The sequence below is a fragment of the Bacillus sp. TL12 genome, from assembly GCF_022625245.1.
Taxonomy (GTDB): Bacteria; Bacillota; Bacilli; order Bacillales; family Bacillaceae_G; genus Bacillus_A.
The window spans coordinates 1-20,122 of record NZ_JAJJBY010000008.1 but is presented as its reverse complement, the minus strand read 5'-3'; the positions used below and the strand labels follow the sequence as shown (position 1 = coordinate 20,122).

Below are 20,122 nucleotides of genomic sequence, written 5' to 3'. Positions count from 1 at the left end.
AAAGTATAACGAAATTCCCCCAATTCGTACAGACAGGAACTTCTATTATTTTACTTATTTTTACACTAATTAACAAAAAAACAGAAGACCCTAGCTCATAATGGTCTTCTGCTTTTTATTTCAATCTTTATATACCTTATACTCTACCACCTTATCATCACCATCAAATTGAAGAATAAGCCATTCACTATCTATCGGAATAAATCCTCTTTCATCTCCAAGGTAATAAACTATTTGATTCATTTCCTCAAAACGTTTTGTTTCAGTTGGTTTTCCTAACAATTGTATAATCTCTTTCTTAGTTTTTCCCATTAGTTTATGTTTACCTAGAAGATCATCTACCATATATACTCGTTTCTGTTCATTTTTCAACCATCTATCTGCATGAAACTTCGAATTATACTCATTTACCCCTAATTGTACGATACAAATACTAAAGAATACTGTTCCCACAATTATAATATCCTTGCATTTCCTCTTATTATTACTACTAGAAAAATGTAAAACAATTCGCTGAAGAACTAATAAAAAAATAAACGGAACTAATACTGCTAAAACACTCACAATCGTGTAAGACGAATGCGCCATGCCAATGATGAATATGAAAGCGATATATATAAACAAATATAAAAAAACATACACATACAATGTTGCCCACAATAAAAAATCTCTATATTTCCCCATAAAAACCACCTTACCATATTCTTTTACACTTGCACATCCTCCATACGCTTGAACATTTCTTTTATTTCTCGTAATTCTTGCACTGTATATAGTACTTTTCCTTCCAATCTTTCATTTCTAAAATACGTAACGAGTTGTTCTCTATCATTCAACCTCGGCAGTACTTCATTGGAAAGATCGATCATTTCATTGCCACTTCCATTTGTCTCATTTCCGAAATATACAATTGGCTTAACTTCCTCTTTTAGAGCTTGCGGATTAATCTCTTTCAAATAATCATATAAGATTGTTGCAAGATGTTTTGCTTTATAGACAGGATTCCCTAAGTTTTCTATCATTAGAGTCATTGAATCTCCCTTTTTCATAAAAACAAATGTTTCTTCCTTCTCATATTCATTTTGATATTTACCAATCTCATCAATTATAAATGAATATACCCCTGCATTTTCTTTCGTCAATCCGTGTATCATTCTTCCTTGCCACTCGGCAGTCTCAATTACATATATTCCTGTTGTCGATAGCACTATATGATCAACTCGAGCATACTCCATTTTATTCCCATTTCTACTATGTACCTTGGGAAGAAATGCATTTGGGATAATATATAATTCATCTTCATTTATGATTCCTTGCTGAACAAATCCTCTTTTCATATAATGTAATATTTCATGTGTATTCATTTCTTCACCATTTTTAGAATACGTTCTTAACTCTGTAATTAGATTTTGCAGCACATGTATCTCGTTGTTATATTTCTGTTGCATTTCACTACGCTCTTTACTATGCTGCATCGCTAATTGATTCTTCATCACTCTCATGTTTTCTACTTCTCTAGCTGCACTCTCTTTTAAATTATTATACTTTTTACGTTCTACGTTTTTTAATGTCTCCTGCTTTTCTTCATAATCTGCTACAGTTGCAGCTATCTCAGTTTGATAGTTTTCTATTGACTTTGCCTTTTCAAATTCTACTTGTTGGTTCTCTGATTGTAGTTGTTTGTTCTTATAAAACAATACAAACACTCCAGCTAATAATGCTAAAATGACACATATAAGTATGTATTCCATCTTTTTTCTCCTTTATAGCTTAATCAAATATTATCTAAACTTTTACTATCATTTTTAATCTATTATACTACGTATTATAATAACGCTCTGTAAATTTGGATACATTTTGCATACTTTATTTACAATAAAAAATGAACAAGTTATCCTCCAGATTATTCACGACAAAAGGAAAGTATATAAAGTGAAACTTTAATCAGTGGGGGATTTTCCTCATCCCCCACTGATTATTAGCCCTCACCAATCGAGCTTTTACGGACAGTAACACTCCCACCTAACTTCTTTGCTTTCGCTGAATTTTGAGGTGGGAGTGTTACTGTCCGTTAATGCGGGATAAAATATTTAGCCTGTGTAGAAAGAATTGACGAACTAATTGAAGAAGAAATCACATTAAACATTAATGGTGTAATAATTCACAGACTTTCCCACCATTTATCTATATAAATTTGAATAAGGAAAATGTTATCCAATTATTCTAGGGATTACACTACTTAATGACATTGTAATAAATGAAAGAAAAGAAGGAGTCAATAACTTAAAGAGAATCAATCATAAAAAAGAAGCCCTCGAAACCTCAACATTACAAGATTTTCCGAAAGCTTCCTCTATTGTAAAGTAAAAACATACCATCCTATAGGAGATTTTTCATAAACCTTTATTACGCTGTACTTAGACCAAAGCATTTACAGTCTTCTTACCATTATCTCCACATCTTTTTAAAAAGAATAGCAGCATATAGCGGGTCTTAAAATATACTGTTTTTGCAAATACAGTTTATTTTTCAATGTACACAGAACGCACAATCGTACGAGTGTAAGCTTTCCCTCCTGGGTTAATACCTTTAATATCAATCGTCACATTATATACGCCTGATTTTTTAATATGATGCAAAGAGCCTGTGAACGTATTTTCATCAAACTTTTGCAGCTGATTCGATTGAGATACTAAGTTCCCTTCTCGATCAACAACTCGTACATTGAGAGAAAGATTCTCTTGTTTTATGGATTCTTTAGTAGATGATTTCAATTGAAATTCAGCCTTATTAGTTTTAATTTTCCCTGGCATTTTCAAAGTAAACGGTGCTTCTTGTTGGTACTCACTAACAACCATATAAGCATCTTTTTCATGCGATGTCATTATTTTAACATGCCATTCCCCGATTTCCATTTGATTAATTTTAAATGTTCGAATGGACGCACCCTTAAAATAGGAAGTTTCATCTCCTACCGTAGACTTACTATCTTCATTCGTATATACTTTGCCCGACGGAGAAATAAGTTGTATTTTCACTTCTGAAGATGCTGTTAACACAGAGATAACGCCTTCAGTTTTTGCATCTATCGCAATTGTTTGATCAATCCATTTATTCGGCTCCAGTTCTCCACCTAAAATGGTTTGATTAGATGTAGTATTTAAATTATCAACAAATTCCCTATTATGATTTAAAGTATAAGAAGGAACGGATGTAGCAGTCGACGTACGTAAATACGATTCAATTCGAGAAAAGACAGCTGAACCTTTTCTTATATCATCATGATCAAATCTAGAATCAGTAAACAAATGTGTTCCATACGGTAATTTTGTACTCCATTCATTTACTAAACCATCATTAGATCCATACGCGGAAAGATATAACCCACCTAAAGATAAAGCTGAGAAAATCGGTCCCCAACTTGTACCTGCAACTGTATAGTAACGATTTAATTTAGCGTTCGGATTGTTATCTATTACAGAACGAAATTGTGCCATTTCACCTGTTTGTAAAGAATACGTGCCATCGTCTCTTTGTCCGAGTAATGAAGCCAGCCATCCCGCCCACCAACTATAGGATAAGTCTGCTAAATTTGACCCATAATGCGGCGAAGCTAGTGTAATAACTTTTCCTACAAAACGATTCGCACCGTATTGAATGAGAGCTGCTTGGGTATCAATTCCACCTTTACTGTGAGCCACAATATTCACTTTTTTACCAAAATGATTATAAATCTCTTCTAACTTTGCAGCCAACAATTTACCATTGTCCCACTGACTAGCAGACCCCTTTCCAGCTGCATCGTATAGTTGAACAAACACAGTTTGATATCCCGCACGATAAGCATAATCATACATGTCGTTTACATCGTGATAAACTGTTTTTCCATACCAACTATCTGCACTTCCATTTCTTCCTTGTACAAAAACAAGCGGCGGCCTATTTTCATCATAATTTAAAGGCTTCTCACCTAAAAACCAATCTCCTGGATTAAATGCTTCTTTCGGTGGAAGCATTCCACTATAAATTGGCGTAATATTTGTCTCAGCAGTTGCAATTCCACTAAAAGAAGTAAATAGTAAAATGAAGGAAGCAATCAATACCATACATCTTTTAAACAACGCTTGCATAATAAATACCCTCCTTTTTTTAAAAGATGACGTAGAGTTTATAGGTTGCTATACTATTGCAATACAATAACTGCTATAATTTCCAAGTCTCATATTCTTCTAAAATTTCTAAAGGTCATATTTATTCAATTAATGAGTAGGATAGTTTGACCGCATCGCCTTATTCTTTATAAACGATATTCTTCCTATGTGCCTTAATTCCTTTCATTCATCCATAGTACAAATGTTTCTCAACAAAAACTCACAGATTTTATATTAGTTGGCGATAATTTAGAATTTGGTGTATGTATTGAACGAACAGAGTATCACTACGAATTCAGTATGTGGGGTGTAACAGAAATTACAGAGATAGAGGTATTTTAAAAAAAATAAAAAAAGAGGCCTTCAAAACCTCAATACTACAAGGCTTTCTGAAGGCTTCCTTTATTCTGAAGTAAATACATATTGTAATACAATCCTTGCTTACTCAGTAACTCTTGATGTGTTCCTCTCTCTACAATTTCTCCATCATGCATAACAAAGATTTGATCAGAATCTTGAATAGTAGATAAGCGGTGCGCAATCGAAATTGTTGTTCTCCCTTTTCTCATGCGCTGCAGTGCTGTTTGAATTGCTTCTTCCGTTTCTGTATCAATATTTGCTGTTGCTTCATCTAATACTAACACTTTCGGATTTGTCGCAATTGTTCTCGCAAAAGCAATCAGCTGCCTTTGTCCACTTGAGAATGCAGCTCCACGTTCTACTACTTCTGTATCATACTTCTCTGGTAGCTTTTCAATAAACGTATTCGCTTGCACAAACCGTGCTGCTTCCTCTACTTCTTCATCAGTAATACTTTCATTATACATACGAATGTTTTGTTTTACATTTCCAGCAAACAAGAATGCATCTTGAAGTACAAGTCCAATTCTCTTTCGAATTTCCTGCTCTTCAAATTTTTCTAAGTTTGCACCATCTATTAAAATATTACCCGACTTAATATCATAAAAACGCATCAATAAGTTCATAATTGTACTTTTCCCGCTTCCAGTATGCCCAACAAAAGCTACTGTTTGCCCAGGTTTCACATGGAAAGATACATTTTTTAAAACATCACGCTTTCCATCGTAAGAAAATGTAACATCTTTAAATTCAATTTCTCCTTCATCTACTTTTGGTTCTCCATTCCCTTGTTGAACAGGCGCTAAATCTTTTTCATCCATCAAATGAAAGACACGAGACGAAGAAACCAGCGCTTGCTGGAAAAAGGAAAGTTTCATCATCATTTCATTTACAGGTTGGAAAAAGCGATGAATATAGTTAACAAAAGCATATAATACACCGACTTCAACCGGACTATTCAAGGCGTTAATACCAAATAATGCAAGCACTAAAGCGATAGCCATAATATGAACAAGGTCTGTTGCTGGACGTAAAAATAACGCATCTAATTTTAATGTACGGCGTCCAGCACCGTAATGCTTATCATTCACTTCTTCAAATTCTTTTCGCATCCGTTTTTCTTGGCGAAATACTTGCACAATATTCATTCCTTGAATCGATTCATTGAGCTTCGCATTCAAAATACTTAATTGATTCCGAAGCTCTAAATAAAAAACGGAACTTTTCCGGCGATACATCGCCATAATTGTAAACATAATTGGGATTAATATAAGAGAACATAAAGCAAGCTTCACATCAAGTAAAAACATTGCCACCAAAATCCCGATTAGGAACACCACATTTTTTACAAATGTTGATAACACACTCACATAGAAATCTTTAATTGCTTCCGTATCATTAGTAATGCGAGATACGAGAGTACCAATTGGCGTGCGATCAAAAAAGCTTAGTGACAACCTTTGTACATGTTCATACACTTCAACCCGCATGTCTTGCACAATTTTGAACGCAATATTTTGGAAATATAATAAATTTAAATACGTAAATAAAACCTTTAATAAATGAGCAACTATATATACAACAAATAGGGTTACAAGTGCTGATTGTTCAAAGTTATGCGGAACTAAATGTTCATCCAAAAACTGCTTAATTAAAAACGGACCCATCATTTCTGTAACAGTTGCACCAACTAGAAATAGAAATGCCAATGACAATAAGCCTTTATATGGTTTCATATAAGAAAGTAATCGCCATAAATCGCTTCTTTTTTTCTCAGCCATTATATGCCTCCCTTCTCAACTAACGCTTCTAACTGCTGGCTTTCATACATCTCTTTATACCAACCTTCTTGCCCCATTAGCTGTTCATGTGTTCCACGCTCTACAATTTTCCCTTCATCAACAACAAGAATAAGATTTGTGTGTTGAATCGCACTTAATCTGTGTGCTGTAATAATCGTTGTTTTCTGCTCTCTTTCTCGTTTCAACGCTGTTAAAATGGTTTCCTCTGTCTTTGCATCCACTGCAGATAAACAATCGTCTAAAATTAAAATTTCAGCATTCGTTAGTAATGCACGCGCGATAGAGATCCTTTGTTTTTGTCCACCTGATAATGATACCCCTCGTTCGCCTACTACTGTATCATACCCTTCTGGAAATTGAACAATATCATCATGAATGCAAGCTATATCAGCAGCACATGCAATTTCTTTATATGTAGCATCTGCCTTTCCAAATGCAATATTTTCACCTATACTTGCTGAAAAAAGAAAATGGTCTTGAGGAACATACGAAATAGCAGAGCGAATACCATGAAGCGTCATATCACGAATATCTTTTCCTCCAACTAGCAGCGAGCCATTAAAATGATCATATTCTCTGATTAAACATTTTAATAACGTCGTTTTCCCTGCACCTGTGCGGCCAACAATACCCAATGTTTCACCTTTTTTCAAAGTGAAATGAATATCTTCTAAATTGAGGGTTTCATCTTTCTTATAAGAAAATGCATCAATCGCAAATGTTATATCACCACTTGCCTCTTTATTTACCGCTCCCTCTCTATTCACAACATCTGAAGTTTGAGACAATATTTTTTCCACACGGTCGTATGAAGCACGGCCGCGTTCCATAATATTAAACAGCCAACCAAATGCAAGCATCGGCCAAACGAGCGTCCCTAAATATGTTGTAAATGTAATTAACTCACCAACTGTCAGCTCTCCACGAACAACTAATAGCGAGCCATAACACACAGCGATTAGGAATGAAAAACCAACAATAAGAGAAATTGTTGGATCAAATAATGAATCAATGCGCGCAACTAACATATTTTTATGTACAACATCCTCTGATTTCTTTCGAAATGCTTGTAAATCTTCTTTTTCTTGACCGAGTGAACGAATCACTTTCATCCCGCTCATACTTTCTTGTACTTTATCGTTGATTTCAGAAAACGCTTGCTGTGCTTTATGAAAACGTTTGTGCAGTAAAGTACCATAATAATTAGTAGAAATTGCTACAATTGGCATTGGAATTAAACTTATTAACGTTAATTTCCAACTAATTGTAAACCCCATAGCCAAGAGTACACATCCACCTACAGCTAACGAATCCACAAGTGTCAAAACGCCCGCTCCAGCTGTTTGTTGAATTGCTTGAATATCATTCGTTGCATGTGCCATTAAGTCCCCTGTACGATGTGATTGATAAAAAGATGGACTCATATTTGTAAAATGCTCATATAATTTCTTTCGTAATTGACGCGCGAGCTTTAAAGAAGATCCAAAAATCATAATACGCCATATGTAACGTAGTATATACATTGTAATCCCGACAACCACTAAAAGAACAACCCACTGTAACAGCTTTTCAGATGTTAACGTTTGGTTGTTAATTTCGTCTACAACAATTCCAATTACTTTTGGTGCCACCAGTTCAAGAAGTGCTACACCAAACAACAAAATAATCCCCGTTATGTACGCCCGTTTTTCTTGTTTAAAAAACCATGCTAAATTAAAAAATACTTTCATTATATCCCCCTCCCTTGAAATGAGCGATGTTTTCAGTTTATCAAAAATGCAGAATTTTTAAAAGTTTTAAACACTAAAGTTTTCCAAAAGGAAAGGACACTCTGATCGAGTGCCCCTTTAGCGCTTATTTCATTTGTTGTTTGTTCATTGCGCTCATCATTTGATTGATTTTCTTTTGGGAAGGTTTCTGTCCCATTTGCATCATCATCATTTTTAACATTTGCTCATTGATTGGTGGATTTTTTTGTAAATAATTCATCATATATTTGCGGGCGATGAAAAATCCTAACGCCACGCCTGCTACTAGTGCTAATACGCCCACTAGAACAACTACCCAAATTGACATATATTTTCCTCCTTCATGTTGTCTACCTTACAGTGTACTAAAACCTTTTCAATAAGACAAGATTGTATTCGACATTTTTTACACATATGTCCGTGCTTGTTTCAGAGGATTGAGCCAACCATACTTTTTATTTTCATAATCCATCGCTAAAAATGTTAATTCGCATTTCCTAAGCACTTCAAAGAAAGTCGTTTCCATCGAAACATTTCCAGATGTACTCATTTGAATATATTGTGATTTCACCGTTATTTCGCCATATTCTGCCCCAGTATAAAGCATATGTGTACGATGTGTTCGATTATACTTTCCAAAACTGCGTAGAACTTGTTCTAATTTATGGTGAATTTTCATTACTTGTAATGGCATCGTAATATACATCATCTGCTTATATAACACTTTCTTTTCCGAAAGGGAACCAGATTCTGAAAATCGAGCAAATAAATCGAAAAACAAATACTCCCGACCAAAGTACGCCTTCGCAATATCTTCTTGAATTAAATACAATTCATACGTTTTCATGCTTTCCCTCCCGCTCTGGACAACCTTTTTCTCTACATTATATAAAAGAAAACATGCAATGATTGTCTGACTGCGGAGAAAGAAAAAACTTTTTCTGTCGAATAAACTCATTTACATAGAAAAATCTCTCCATGCCGGAGAGATTTTTCACAAATCATTAAAGCATTTCTTTTACTTTACGAACAACATTTTCTACAGTGAATCCATACTCTTCCATGATCTTTTCACCAGGAGCAGAAGCACCGAATGTATCGATCCCTAGTACATCACCCTCAAGACCAACGTAACGGTGCCATCCGAAAGTAGCACCCATTTCAATTGCGAAACGTTTCGTTACTGCTTTTGGTAATACAGATTCTTTATATTCAGCGGATTGTGCTTCAAAGCGATCCATAGATGGCATGCTGACAACAGCCGCGTCAACTCCATCTGCTGCTAATGCTGTTTGCGCTTCAATTGCTAAGCTTACTTCAGAACCAGTTGCAAGTAAGATTACATCAGCAGTTTCTTTTTTGCTTGCAGAAATTACATACGCACCTTTTGCAACTTTTTCATACGTATCGTCTTTCGCGCCTTCTAATGTTGGAAGATCTTGACGAGTTAAGATTAATGCAGTTGGAGTACTTGTAGATTCTAAAGCTAATTTCCAAGCTGCAACAGACTCGTTACCATCAGCAGGACGAATAACCGATACGTTTGGCATTGCACGAAGCGCCGCTAACTGCTCAACTGGTTCATGTGTTGGGCCATCTTCACCAACAGCGATGCTGTCATGTGTAAACACATATGTTACAGGCAATTGCATTAACGCCGCTAAGCGGATTGCTGGGCGTAAGTAATCAGAGAATACGAAGAACGTACCACCGTAAGTTTTTAAACCGCCATGAAGTGCGATACCGTTCATTGCTGCACCCATTGCGAACTCACGTACACCGTACCAAATATTTTTACCGCTGTAGTCAGCTCTTGTGAAGTCTTTTTCGTTATTCATGTATGTTTTGTTAGAACCAGCAAGGTCTGCAGATCCACCAAAGAATGATGGTACAGCTTCAGCAATCGCGTTAATTACAGCACCTGAAGAATTACGTGTTGCTGCTTTTGATCCTAATTCATAAGTTGGTAAGTTTTTATCCCAACCTTCTGGAAGAAGACCTTTCATTGCTGCTTGTAATTCATTTGCTAATTCTGGGTATGCTTGTGCATATTCGCCAAGCATTGTATTCCATTCAGCTTGTGCTGTTTCACCAGCATCTTGTACTGTTTTACGGAAGTTATCATATACTTCTTCTGGTACATGGAAGTCTTGCTCAGCTGACCAAGCATATGCTTCTTTTGTTAATTTCGTTTCATCAACACCAAGCGGCGAACCATGTGAAGCAGATTTTCCTGATTTGTTTGGAGAACCGAAACCAATTGTTGTTCTTACTTCAATTAGCGTTGGGCGTTTTTCGTCAGCTTTCGCTTCCTCAATCGCTTTAGCAATTGTTTCAACATCGTTTCCATCCTCAACACGGATTACTTGCCAACCGTATGCTTTATAACGATCTTCTACACTTTCAGAGAATGAACGATTTAAATCACCATCTAATGAAATATCATTAGAATCGTATAATACAACAAGTCGACCTAATCCTAAGTGAGCAGCTAATGAAGATGCTTCAGCAGAAACGCCTTCCATTAAATCGCCATCACCGCAAACTGCGTATGTATAATGATCAACTACGTTGTATGCATCGCGATTATATTTCGCCGCTAAATGTCTCTCAGCCATCGCCATACCAACCGCTGTCGAAATACCTTGTCCAAGTGGGCCAGTTGTTGCGTCTACGCCTGCTGTATGACCATACTCAGGATGTCCTGGAGTTTTGCTTCCCCATTGACGGAAATTCTTTAAATCATCCATTGTTACGTCGTAACCAGACAGATGAAGTAGGCTATATAATAACATTGAACCATGACCTGCAGATAGTACGAAACGATCGCGGTTAAACCACGTTGGGTTATTTGGATTGTGTTTCATAAATTGCGTCCATAATGTATAAGCCATTGGTGCTGCACCCATTGGCATTCCTGGGTGACCAGAGTTTGCTTTTTCAATCGCATCGATGGATAATGTGCGAATCGTGTTGATAGAAAGTTGTTCGATTGAATGTGACATGCTATTCTTCCCTTCGCTTATATTAGTAAACGTTTTACACATTTATATGATATCTTCCCACGCAAGATTATACAACATGTATCGACAAATATGTTGATGTTTTTTCGAATTTGTTCAAAAAACATACTAAATTTCACAATGTATAGGGTTTCAATCTGCTATACTTTTTTATTGTTCATTTATTGATAATAAAGGGAATTATCTGTATTTCCATACGCAGCTCATAAGAATCTTTAGCAAATATTCTGCCCCTCCATACCACTCCTCTATTTACCATTTATTCACAACATATATAATAGAAATGAATATATATTGATTTTCATCGTATATATCAAATAAAAACTGCGGGAGGAGAAATGATGAGTGAACAAGTAGCTTCCTACACCTTTTTAATTGTTTTTTCCCTTATTACAATTAGTTCTATTTACCTTTCAGTAAAATTAAAGTCACCTTATAAATACATCCCAGGTGTTGTCATGCTTATTCTCTCCATTGGCACGTTCAGCATACTATATTTTGATCGAGGTATAATGATAACAAGTGAAGGATTAGGCTATTTATATAGTCTCATTGCAATTCTCTTGTTTCTTATCGCTATTATTTCTTTATTTATAGCAACTGCTATTTCTTTTATTCCAGCTTTATTTAGAAAAAATCAACATTTTTATATCTGAGCACTACGCTCGATAAAAAATTAAATTCTAAAATGCAAAAGGTATCCTTCATTTATATTCTGTATAAACATTAATTGAATCACTGCTTATTGATGTAACCCCAAGAGCTTGTACGCTTATATGATGATGTAACATTTGCTGACTTACATTCCATTTCACAGACCATCCATCACTTCCATCAATATCATATCCAATTAATTGTCTTTCTTTCCATGCACCTGTCCCAGTTGGAACAAGCCAAAATAGCACAGTTTCTGTATGTCTCGCTTTTACATATATCGTAATTTCTTTCGTTTCTTTTGGAATAGTAACCCAATTATTTATTTCATCTATATTTGTGTACGTTTTAATAATTTCAGGGTCTGGTTCATATATTTTTGGAGGGTTCACTACAAAACAAGTTCTTATTACTATATAAGAACAAATTCTTATAAAAATGAAACACCCTACCACCTCATAGGGTATTAGCCCTCCCTGAAACTTCCCTCATATAAATATGAACAAAAATAAATCTAGATTATTTGTAATGATTTATCATAAGCTAACAATAAAGAAGGTTGATAAGATTGAATAAGAACAACAGTGTTAATATAAACATTCTACTAACGAGCGATATACACGGTACGGTTTATCCAATTCATTATCAAAATAACGAAACGGCAGAAATAGGATTAGCCAAACTCGCAACCCGTATCAAACAAGAGCGTAACCAGCACGAACATGTAATTGTGATCGATAACGGCGATTTTATACAAGGAACTCCATTCACGTATTACTACGCTAAATATATGCAGCATAAAAACAACCCAATGTCCCTTATCGCTAATTACATTGGTTATGATGCGGCCATTATCGGAAATCACGAGTTCGACTATGGAATGGATGTATTAAACAAAGCTATATTAAATGCGAATACGCCTTATCTATCCGCAAATATTTTAAATAAACATACAAAGGATCCTTACTTTGGGAAACCTTATATCATTAAACACATACATCCTAATGTAAAAATCGCTATCTTGGGAGCTACAACACATTACATCCCGAATTGGGAGCAGCCACACCATATTAAAGATTTACTATTTGAAGATGCGCTAGAGTCAACAAAAAAATGGGTTTCCTACATTCGTGAACAGGAACAACCACATTTACTAATCGTAGCATATCATGGTGGTTTTGAACGTGACTTACAAACTGGAGAACCGACTGAAATTTTAACAGGAGAAAATCAGGGATATGTAATGTGTCAAGAAATAGAAGGAATCGATATCCTATTAACTGGACATCAACACCGCTATATTTCTAATACAAAAGTAAATGGTGTGACAGTTTTGCAAACCGGATGTAACGGTCATTCATTAGGGAAAGTTCATGTAAAACTACAACAAAATAAAGATCGATGGATTATTAAGAACTGCCATTCGGAACTGTTATCTGCCCAAGACATCCCAGCAGATGGAACAGTCCTATCGCTCGTATCTACTTATGAAAAACAAACCCAAAAATGGTTAGACGAACCTATCGGTACCATTATAGGAGATATGTTGATTTATGATGCAATGCAAACACGTTTACAGGACCATCCTTTTATCGAATTTATAAATAAAGTGCAGATGGAAGTAGCTGGAGTCAATATCTCTTGTACAAGCCTATTTCATAATGAATCTTCTGGCTTTCCAAAACATATTACAATGAGAGATATTGTTTCAAATTATATTTATCCAAATACATTAAAGGTCATAAGGATTACAGGAAAAGATATAAAAGAAGCCCTTGAGCTATCTGCTGAATATTTCACATTAAGTACCGAGGGAGATATTATTGTAAATCCCGCTTACACTACACCAAAACCACAGCATTATAATTACGATATGTGGGAAGGAATTTCATACATATTAAACATTTCAAAACCCGTTGGTGAAAGAGTCGTTTCCTTACAATATAACGGATCTCCCATTCACCTAGATCAAGAATATGATGTAGTTATGAATAATTATCGCGCTAGTGGTGGTGGGAATTACTTTATGTATCAAAACAAGCCTATCATAAAAGATATACCAATTGATATGTCTGAACTTATTGCGAATTACATGTTAGAAAGAGGAATAATTGAGGCGACGACCAACCGTAATTGGAAAGTTATCAAATAAACAATTCTATTAAAATCAAAAAAGATGGGCTACGCCCATCTTTTAATTTAACTTCGTATTATCTTGTTTTTTCAATGCTTTTAATTTCGTCGGTGTAACATCTTTACCTTCTTCGTTAACGACTTTAATGCCTTTTAATTCGTTTAACATATTTTGACGAAACCCTTTTAAATATTGTTCACGGAGCGATTGGCGCTCACGTTGTTCTTCTTCAGTTAATCCTTCAGCTTTTGCTTTTTTCGCTAAGAAATTAATGCGTTCAATGAGTTCGTGACTTAGCATCTCGAATCCCCTTTCTACTTAAAACTGATTATTATCATACAATAGTTAGTCTTGTTTATCAAGCAATTGCTTCGTATATTCCACGTATCTGCGATGTACTGTTGCTTTTGATACATCGTGTCCAAAACCACGAAGCGTTGCAGCAATTTCTTCAAATGTTAATTCATTACGACGAAGACGTACAATTTCTTCAATCGGCACTTCTTTCTTTTCACGTCCTGTACTTAAATGTCGGTTTTTTAAGTTTTTTTCTGGACGAAACCCTCTTTCTACCGCTCTCTGCATTCCACGTTTTATCTTCAAATTATGAATCTTTCTCTGGTACTCTTCAACTATACCAATAATATCCAGAACCATGGAATCCGAATCAGAAAGCTGTAATTCCCCATTATGCGTATGTGTATACACTTTGATCTCTTCTTTATGTAAACAGTGCATTAAAGCAATCTTTGCATTCCCTCTTCCAAGCCGCGTTTCATCTTGAATGAGAAGCACATCAATTTCTTCATCTCGGATCATGTCCAGCACTTCTAATATACCATCTCGTTCAATCGTATAACCGCTTGCCTTCTCCTCAATCACCTTTATAACATTCATTTGATATCGCTCAGCTAAATGCAATAATTCATCTTTTTGGCGTGATAATGATGTTTCCTGCGCTTCTTTCGTTGTGCTTACACGGGCATAAATGATTGCATTCATTTTAAAACCCTCTTTCTCATTTCGATTTTTCCTTTAGTGTATCACAAATCGTCTTTTTGTTCGAACTTATGTTTGTAGAATGTTTTTTCGCATGTTATACTTATAAGTAAGAAAATTGAAAGAAAACGAGGTGTTAAAAAACATGGAAAAGTTAACAAAACGCCAGCAAGACATTCTCGACTTCATCAAACTAAAAGTACAAGAAAAAGGTTATCCACCTTCCGTACGTGAAATTGGTCAAGCGGTTGGCCTTGCTTCTAGTTCTACTGTGCACGGACATTTATCACGTCTAGAAGAAAAAGGTTATATTCGACGTGATCCAACAAAACCGAGAGCCATTGAAATTTTAGGAGAAGTGAGAATCGAAACAGAAACACAATCAGTTGTTCAAGTCCCAATTGTAGGAAAAGTTACAGCCGGTTTACCAATTACAGCAGTTGAAAGTGTCGAGGAACACTTTCCACTTCCTGCAAGCGTTGTTGCTGGAGCAGATCAAGTATTTATGTTACGTATCTCTGGAGATAGTATGATTGAAGCTGGTATTCTGGATGGAGATTTAGTTGTTGTTCGTCAACAACATTCTGCATACAATGGGGAAATCGTCGTTGCTTTAACAGAAGATAACGAAGCAACTGTAAAACGTTTTTACAAAGAAAAAGATCATTTCCGCTTACAACCAGAAAACTCTTCTTTAGAACCGATCCTTTTAGATAAAGTTTCTGTTATCGGAAAAGTAATCGGTGTATACCGCGATTTACATTAAAGAATAGACCAGTTAAACTGGTCTATTCTTTAATTCGATTCAATTGTAACGTCTCCAGCAGATGTTTTTCCGCTAATTTTTACACTACCATTTCCTAATGTTACATTTTTCGTTTCTTCTTTGAAAATCTCCACTTCTCCTGCAAATGTTTTCCCACTTATAGTCGCATCTTGAGGCTTCTGAAGTAATCGAATATCAACTTCTCCTGCAGTTGAACTTGCCTCTAAATCATATTTAGGATCATGATCTACAATATCTACATCTCCACTTGTTGTTTTCGCTACAACTTTTCCACTTACTTTTTTCATTTTAACTTCACCTGCTTTTGAAGACCCTTCTACTTTCTTCGCTGTCACCCGCTCCATTTCTACATCTCCACCAAGTGTTGTTGCTTCTACACGTTCACTTTTTATATCATTTACTGTTATCTCACCCGCAGAAGAACTTACTTTTATATCTTGGTAGGAACGTTCCGGAACAACGATTATTATCCCTGGTGCTTTAAACCCGAAAGATAAAAATGAAAAATCGAATGAAGGGCCTTTTTTTACCTTACCTTGAATCTTTAGCGTATCCCCTTGTTCATCAATACTCACTTTTTGTTTTGCAATATTCCCTGATTGTTTTATATAAAAAGAAGAATCATTTCCTTTTTGAACCGTAACATCTCCAGCATCCAAATCAATTTCCAAACTTTTGATTGCTTCATTTTTAATAACCTTCTCTTTATCCCCACGTTCTGCCGTCTCAACTGCTTTTGTATATGTCTGTGATATACCAATAACTCCAATGATGATACAAGAGACAGCTACTAACAATATCTTTTTCATCTCATCTATTCCCCTTTAATCATTTTGAGATTCCAATTGACATAGCCTACACAAAAGTTTTTAAACCATTTTGTACAGTAGTAAGCAACTATACATAACAATAGTCCAACTCCAACAAATGTAATAGAAACAAATATATCAAGCCATAAGAATGTACCCGTTAATATCTTAATCACTACTAGCAGCGGCGCCACAACTGAGACCACGCCTCCAACCCAAAGGGAAAATATAAAACTTACGATTGCAACTAGAGGACCTAACACAATAATAAAGTTTAATAAACTAAGACCAATCGCTGCCATCACTGCTCTTGTTATATTCGAAGCAGACGGATCTTTTTTCATCTCATCAAAACGATATAGTGCCAACATCTCCTTTGCGATAGCTTTTGGTGACCCAAGCCCTTTTATAATTTCTGCTTCTGTCTTCCCTTCCTCTAATCCAAACTGAAAATGTTCTTCATAATCGTATAAAATATCTTTTCTCTCTTCTTCTGGCAGCTTTCTAAGATGTCCCGATAATTCTCGAAGAAACTGTTCTTTATTCATCTCATTACACCTCTTCAATAATTTCTTGTACTCCTTTAGCAAAATCACGCCACTCCGTTACAAGTAAATGGAGTTGCTCTTCTCCTTGATTTGTTAATTGATAATATTTACGTGGTGGTCCTTCTGTTGATTCTTTTAAATATGTTTGAAAGTAACCCTCTTTTGTTAAACGACGTAACAACGGGTATACTGACCCTTCTGAGATTAAAAATTTATTGGAGATTTGCTGAACAAGCTCATAACCGTAGCAATCTTTTCGTTTGACAAGTGCCAGTACACATAGTTCTAGCACACCTTTTTTAAACTGGACGTTCAAAGATAATCCTCCTTTCCAATTAGTACTATTCAATGCAAGATACTAACCTTATCCATAATATACCATTTACTATTGTTTATTGCAAGGTACTGTTGGATATTTTATGGAAATCTTGTATGACCACCATCATTATTTGCGTTAATAATAAAAAACACGATCTCCTCTTATTTTTACATAAGGAAAATCGTGTAAAATGAATTATTTTATGGATTATTATGCCCTAACGCTACAACAGCAGATGTATAACTGCCATCCATACCTTTTCGAATAATCGCCATGCATGTTCCTCGTTCTTCACCCAGATATGCAGATTCTGAAACATTACTTTTTAATGTTTCACTTGTAAATTGAATAATTTGTCGATCAGGATCTACAGTGTCCGTATAACAATTTATTTCCACATCAAATATAAACCTATGTTTATTAATTCTGTCAAAGCATCTTTATTGTTACTAGCTGGTCCAAATCGTACAAATGCGATCAATTGTCATATGTTTCACCATCCTTTTTATCCTATCATTCCCATATAGAAAAGAAAGATAATAGTTTCTCATAATTTAAAATGGATGAAATTTGACTACCAAGACAAAGAAAAATTCAACCAAAAAAACGATACGTCCCGCATTAGGGATTTACCGTTTTTTTGCTAAAATATTAGTATTCTCATAACAAAAATTTAATGTTATTAAGAGGAAGTCTCTGATCAATACATTTTCCACCCTATATTATTCATAGCAATAAAACACTTATCCCATCGACTGTTGCACCTGTTTTTGCTTCAACCTTTCTTCCAACACATGAATCATAAATAAGAAATGCTCCGCTTCCCGTACAACATGATCGGCTAATAACGGATTAATTACACTTTTAATTTGACATGTTTGGATAAGCTCTAATCCAGCTTTTTTGAAATTCCTCAATTCAACTGTAGCATTTTCACTATCTTTATTCATCTTTCCAATAATCGGATACGTTGGTTGTTTCTGATATAGCATAGATTCAACATCCCTCGCTTGACCAAGAAGAATTTCAAAATCATCACCAAATTTTGAAGCAGTATGAACTAAATTCCGCTCTGATTGATCAAGCAACGAGGCAATAAAACGAGAGTGCTCCATCATAATTCTGAGCCAAAACACATTTTCACTAATTATCGCATCTTGAATTGGATCCATTTTTCCTTCATTAAATTTCTGAAGTGTTCTTATAAAATATTCCGCTTCTCGTGCAATATGATCTACTAATAACGGAAAGTTAAAACCACTTACCTTACAATTAATAATTAAAATTAAAAGGTTTCTTTTATAATTTCGAAACGCATAAACGAGCTGAATACTTTCTTCATTTAATTGCCTGACTGCTTGAACAGTTTGAGGAATAGAGAATGCTTTTTGTAAATGTCGATCAAAAAGCTGAAAAAACTGTTCTGCTTGCTGAATTAGATTTTTATCTTTCCGATTAAACCCGTCAGCAAGAAAAAGCGCATGCTCCTTCATAATCCGTAACCAAAATCGATTTTCTGTTAAGGACCTTTCAATAAATAATTGTTCTGTTAACGATTCAGAAGGTGCAGCTTTCAATTCCGGCGGAAGCAACATAGCCCGCTGTGTATCCATGACAAAGTGACCAGGAATAGGTTGTTGTTGCCCGTTAGTCATTAAAATCCCCCCTAATGCCCTTAAAAGCATTTATACTATATTATGTATATGAATTAGTAATATTTACTATAACAAAAAACAACAACTCAAATTCCACATATACTGTTTTCAAAAACAGTATATAGAATGAAAAAGCTCACATTCTGCTGACACGTTAACTTTCCTTTATCTATTTATTACCTGGAGCAGGCTGATCTACTCCTCTTATACGATGCTTATGTCCATTATCTTCTGTTGTATAAAAATCGTAATAATGAACATGCATTCCATCTCCAACTGGAATAGCTGGCCCTGAGTATGCCTTATAATAATGAGTATGTCCATCTTCAAATACTACATATCCTTCTGTATAGTGTATATGCCCATCCTGCGTTTGAATTGGTGGAGAGGTTACATCTAAGCATTGATGTACATGGCCCGCATCGACAGATGTATAATCAACTGACCCATGATTATGATTAGGTACAAACCCTGAAACAAAATCAGCTTTCCCTACCCTGTTCATTCTACTCACTCCTTGTCCATAAATATAGGATTTATAAACTTATATGCTTGAAATCAAAATTAATACCTATTTGCTTACTATTGAGTATTAAGAATAATTAAGTAGTTTAAAGTAAACATTATTACTGCTATAAGTCAAAAGGAGGTCATCGTAATGAACAAACAACGGGCACAAGAGATTGCAGCTTCACCGATTATGGCTAATGTAACCTATAATGGAGTTCCAATTTATATTCAAAATGTGGATGAAAATAATGAAACAGCTAGAATTTATCCCCTTAGCGAGCCGCAAAATGAGCAGGAAATTCCTTTATCCAATTTAATAGAACATTAAACAATACATTCTAATACAAACACTACTCACAACGATTTTTGTTAGGGACAGCTTATACAATTGCTTGTCCCTATTTTACAAATGAAACATTCAACCTCAAAACCTAAAATACTTCTGAATAATACGTTGGAATAAGTGTAATTTTATTAAACTTATCAATTAGTTGTTAAATTCCAAAGTCACTACAATATTATTAATCTATGTTTCTAGTAAAATATTTGCACACTGGAAACAAATTTCATGCACATACGACTAGAGCCAAAACAAAATATAAAAAAACGTCGAGTAGGATTTC

The 20,122-nt window shown here is 35.1% G+C and carries 21 protein-coding genes and 1 pseudogene; 5 read left to right on the top strand and 17 right to left on the bottom strand.

Annotation, left to right across the window (positions count from 1 at the left end):
• Window positions 1-120: 120 nt before the first annotated feature.
• From LOK41_RS09740 to LOK41_RS09730, 3 genes are all read right to left on the bottom strand, one after another.
• Window positions 121-684 (bottom strand): hypothetical protein, encoded by a 564-nt coding sequence (locus LOK41_RS09740; RefSeq protein WP_241816291.1) that lies wholly within the window; start codon window positions 682-684, stop codon window positions 121-123.
• A gap of 23 nt (window positions 685-707) precedes the next feature.
• Window positions 708-1,751, bottom strand: a complete 1,044-nt coding sequence (locus LOK41_RS09735) for a nuclease-related domain-containing protein (RefSeq protein WP_241816290.1) — start codon at window positions 1,749-1,751, stop codon at window positions 708-710.
• Window positions 1,752-2,522: 771 nt separating this feature from the next.
• Complete coding sequence (locus LOK41_RS09730) at window positions 2,523-4,130, bottom strand: lipase family alpha/beta hydrolase (protein ID WP_241816289.1); 1,608 nt, start codon at window positions 4,128-4,130, stop codon at window positions 2,523-2,525.
• A 246-nt stretch (window positions 4,131-4,376) separates the two neighbouring features.
• On the opposite strand from LOK41_RS09730, the pseudogene LOK41_RS29275 reads away from it, so the two are divergent.
• Window positions 4,377-4,493 (top strand): annotated as a pseudogene (locus tag LOK41_RS29275) (YxiF family protein); the annotation flags it as partial.
• A 35-nt stretch (window positions 4,494-4,528) separates the two neighbouring features.
• Here the strand turns inward: LOK41_RS29275 and LOK41_RS09725 are convergent.
• From LOK41_RS09725 to tkt, 5 genes are all read right to left on the bottom strand, one after another.
• A complete protein-coding gene (locus LOK41_RS09725; protein ID WP_241816288.1) occupies window positions 4,529-6,292 on the bottom strand; it encodes an ABC transporter ATP-binding protein in 1,764 nt (587 codons plus the stop codon).
• Entirely contained in the window at window positions 6,292-8,043 is a 1,752-nt protein-coding gene (locus LOK41_RS09720) for an ABC transporter transmembrane domain-containing protein (protein ID WP_241816287.1), read from the bottom strand. The genes LOK41_RS09725 and LOK41_RS09720 overlap by 1 nt, the downstream gene beginning before the upstream one ends.
• A 124-nt stretch (window positions 8,044-8,167) precedes the next feature.
• A complete protein-coding gene (locus LOK41_RS09715) occupies window positions 8,168-8,389 on the bottom strand; it encodes a YneF family protein (protein WP_003199214.1) in 222 nt (73 codons plus the stop codon).
• Between the two features lie 78 nt (window positions 8,390-8,467).
• Complete coding sequence (sirA, locus tag LOK41_RS09710) at window positions 8,468-8,908, bottom strand: sporulation inhibitor of replication protein SirA (RefSeq protein WP_241816286.1); 441 nt, start codon at window positions 8,906-8,908, stop codon at window positions 8,468-8,470.
• A 157-nt stretch (window positions 8,909-9,065) separates the two neighbouring features.
• Window positions 9,066-11,066, bottom strand: a complete 2,001-nt coding sequence (gene tkt, locus LOK41_RS09705; RefSeq protein WP_241816285.1) for a transketolase — start codon at window positions 11,064-11,066, stop codon at window positions 9,066-9,068.
• 359 nt (window positions 11,067-11,425) lie between these two features.
• Here tkt and LOK41_RS09700 point away from each other — a divergent pair, with 359 nt between their 5' ends.
• Entirely contained in the window at window positions 11,426-11,740 is a 315-nt protein-coding gene (locus LOK41_RS09700; protein WP_241816284.1) for a hypothetical protein, read from the top strand.
• A gap of 48 nt (window positions 11,741-11,788) precedes the next feature.
• On the opposite strand, the gene LOK41_RS09695 is transcribed toward LOK41_RS09700, so the two are convergent.
• The gene (locus tag LOK41_RS09695; RefSeq protein WP_241816283.1) at window positions 11,789-12,130 is read right to left on the bottom strand and encodes a hypothetical protein; all 342 of its coding nucleotides are present in this window, start codon (window positions 12,128-12,130) and stop codon (window positions 11,789-11,791) included.
• Between the two features lie 176 nt (window positions 12,131-12,306).
• On the opposite strand from LOK41_RS09695, the gene LOK41_RS09690 reads away from it, so the two are divergent.
• The gene (locus LOK41_RS09690; protein WP_241816282.1) at window positions 12,307-13,890 is read left to right on the top strand and encodes a bifunctional metallophosphatase/5'-nucleotidase; all 1,584 of its coding nucleotides are present in this window, start codon (window positions 12,307-12,309) and stop codon (window positions 13,888-13,890) included.
• Window positions 13,891-13,932: 42 nt separating this feature from the next.
• On the opposite strand, the gene LOK41_RS09685 is transcribed toward LOK41_RS09690, so the two are convergent.
• Complete coding sequence (locus LOK41_RS09685) at window positions 13,933-14,172, bottom strand: DUF896 domain-containing protein (protein WP_241816281.1); 240 nt, start codon at window positions 14,170-14,172, stop codon at window positions 13,933-13,935.
• 45 nt (window positions 14,173-14,217) lie between these two features.
• Window positions 14,218-14,874 carry a YneB family resolvase-like protein gene (locus LOK41_RS09680; protein WP_241816280.1) on the bottom strand — a complete coding sequence of 219 codons (657 nt, stop codon included), beginning with the start codon at window positions 14,872-14,874 and terminating at the stop codon, window positions 14,218-14,220.
• A 142-nt stretch (window positions 14,875-15,016) separates the two neighbouring features.
• On the opposite strand from LOK41_RS09680, the gene lexA reads away from it, so the two are divergent.
• Entirely contained in the window at window positions 15,017-15,637 is a 621-nt protein-coding gene (lexA, locus tag LOK41_RS09675; RefSeq protein WP_174102654.1) for a transcriptional repressor LexA, read from the top strand.
• A 29-nt stretch (window positions 15,638-15,666) separates the two neighbouring features.
• Here lexA and LOK41_RS09670 read toward each other — a convergent pair whose 3' ends face one another.
• The 6 genes from LOK41_RS09670 to LOK41_RS09645 form a co-directional block, all read right to left on the bottom strand.
• Window positions 15,667-16,467 carry a DUF4097 family beta strand repeat-containing protein gene (locus LOK41_RS09670; protein ID WP_241816279.1) on the bottom strand — a complete coding sequence of 267 codons (801 nt, stop codon included), beginning with the start codon at window positions 16,465-16,467 and terminating at the stop codon, window positions 15,667-15,669.
• Between the two features lie 5 nt (window positions 16,468-16,472).
• Window positions 16,473-17,015, bottom strand: a complete 543-nt coding sequence (locus LOK41_RS09665; protein WP_241816278.1) for a DUF1700 domain-containing protein — start codon at window positions 17,013-17,015, stop codon at window positions 16,473-16,475.
• A gap of 4 nt (window positions 17,016-17,019) precedes the next feature.
• Window positions 17,020-17,331: a PadR family transcriptional regulator gene (locus LOK41_RS09660; protein WP_017151382.1), complete on the bottom strand. Its 312-nt coding sequence runs from the start codon at window positions 17,329-17,331 to the stop codon at window positions 17,020-17,022.
• Between the two features lie 203 nt (window positions 17,332-17,534).
• Window positions 17,535-17,732: a hypothetical protein gene (locus LOK41_RS09655; protein WP_241816277.1), complete on the bottom strand. Its 198-nt coding sequence runs from the start codon at window positions 17,730-17,732 to the stop codon at window positions 17,535-17,537.
• A gap of 345 nt (window positions 17,733-18,077) precedes the next feature.
• Window positions 18,078-18,989, bottom strand: a complete 912-nt coding sequence (locus LOK41_RS09650) for a DUF2935 domain-containing protein (RefSeq protein ID WP_241816276.1) — start codon at window positions 18,987-18,989, stop codon at window positions 18,078-18,080.
• Between the two features lie 169 nt (window positions 18,990-19,158).
• A complete protein-coding gene (locus LOK41_RS09645; protein WP_241816275.1) occupies window positions 19,159-19,494 on the bottom strand; it encodes a YmaF family protein in 336 nt (111 codons plus the stop codon).
• A gap of 153 nt (window positions 19,495-19,647) precedes the next feature.
• Here LOK41_RS09645 and LOK41_RS09640 point away from each other — a divergent pair, with 153 nt between their 5' ends.
• Window positions 19,648-19,827, top strand: coding sequence for a small acid-soluble spore protein H (locus LOK41_RS09640; RefSeq protein ID WP_174102648.1), 180 nt, complete (start codon window positions 19,648-19,650; stop codon window positions 19,825-19,827).
• Window positions 19,828-20,122: the final 295 nt, after the last annotated feature.

What these genes read in the sequence shown, in the direction of transcription:
- LOK41_RS09740 (WP_241816291.1), bottom strand. Translation starts at nt 684, where the DNA reads ATGGGGAAATATAGAGATTTTTTATTGTGGGCAACATTGTATGTGTAT.
- LOK41_RS09735 (WP_241816290.1), bottom strand. Translation starts at nt 1,751, where the DNA reads ATGGAATACATACTTATATGTGTCATTTTAGCATTATTAGCTGGAGTG.
- LOK41_RS09730 (WP_241816289.1), bottom strand. Translation starts at nt 4,130, where the DNA reads ATGCAAGCGTTGTTTAAAAGATGTATGGTATTGATTGCTTCCTTCATT.
- LOK41_RS09725 (WP_241816288.1), bottom strand. Translation starts at nt 6,292, where the DNA reads ATGGCTGAGAAAAAAAGAAGCGATTTATGGCGATTACTTTCTTATATG.
- LOK41_RS09720 (WP_241816287.1), bottom strand. Translation starts at nt 8,043, where the DNA reads ATGAAAGTATTTTTTAATTTAGCATGGTTTTTTAAACAAGAAAAACGG.
- LOK41_RS09715 (WP_003199214.1), bottom strand. Translation starts at nt 8,389, where the DNA reads ATGTCAATTTGGGTAGTTGTTCTAGTGGGCGTATTAGCACTAGTAGCA.
- sirA (WP_241816286.1), bottom strand. Translation starts at nt 8,908, where the DNA reads ATGAAAACGTATGAATTGTATTTAATTCAAGAAGATATTGCGAAGGCG.
- tkt (WP_241816285.1), bottom strand. Translation starts at nt 11,066, where the DNA reads ATGTCACATTCAATCGAACAACTTTCTATCAACACGATTCGCACATTA.
- LOK41_RS09700 (WP_241816284.1), top strand. Translation starts at nt 11,426, where the DNA reads ATGAGTGAACAAGTAGCTTCCTACACCTTTTTAATTGTTTTTTCCCTT.
- LOK41_RS09685 (WP_241816281.1), bottom strand. Translation starts at nt 14,172, where the DNA reads ATGCTAAGTCACGAACTCATTGAACGCATTAATTTCTTAGCGAAAAAA.
- LOK41_RS09680 (WP_241816280.1), bottom strand. Translation starts at nt 14,874, where the DNA reads ATGAATGCAATCATTTATGCCCGTGTAAGCACAACGAAAGAAGCGCAG.
- lexA (WP_174102654.1), top strand. Translation starts at nt 15,017, where the DNA reads ATGGAAAAGTTAACAAAACGCCAGCAAGACATTCTCGACTTCATCAAA.
- LOK41_RS09670 (WP_241816279.1), bottom strand. Translation starts at nt 16,467, where the DNA reads ATGAAAAAGATATTGTTAGTAGCTGTCTCTTGTATCATCATTGGAGTT.
- LOK41_RS09665 (WP_241816278.1), bottom strand. Translation starts at nt 17,015, where the DNA reads ATGAATAAAGAACAGTTTCTTCGAGAATTATCGGGACATCTTAGAAAG.
- LOK41_RS09650 (WP_241816276.1), bottom strand. Translation starts at nt 18,989, where the DNA reads ATGACTAACGGGCAACAACAACCTATTCCTGGTCACTTTGTCATGGAT.
- LOK41_RS09645 (WP_241816275.1), bottom strand. Translation starts at nt 19,494, where the DNA reads ATGAACAGGGTAGGGAAAGCTGATTTTGTTTCAGGGTTTGTACCTAAT.
- LOK41_RS09640 (WP_174102648.1), top strand. Translation starts at nt 19,648, where the DNA reads ATGAACAAACAACGGGCACAAGAGATTGCAGCTTCACCGATTATGGCT.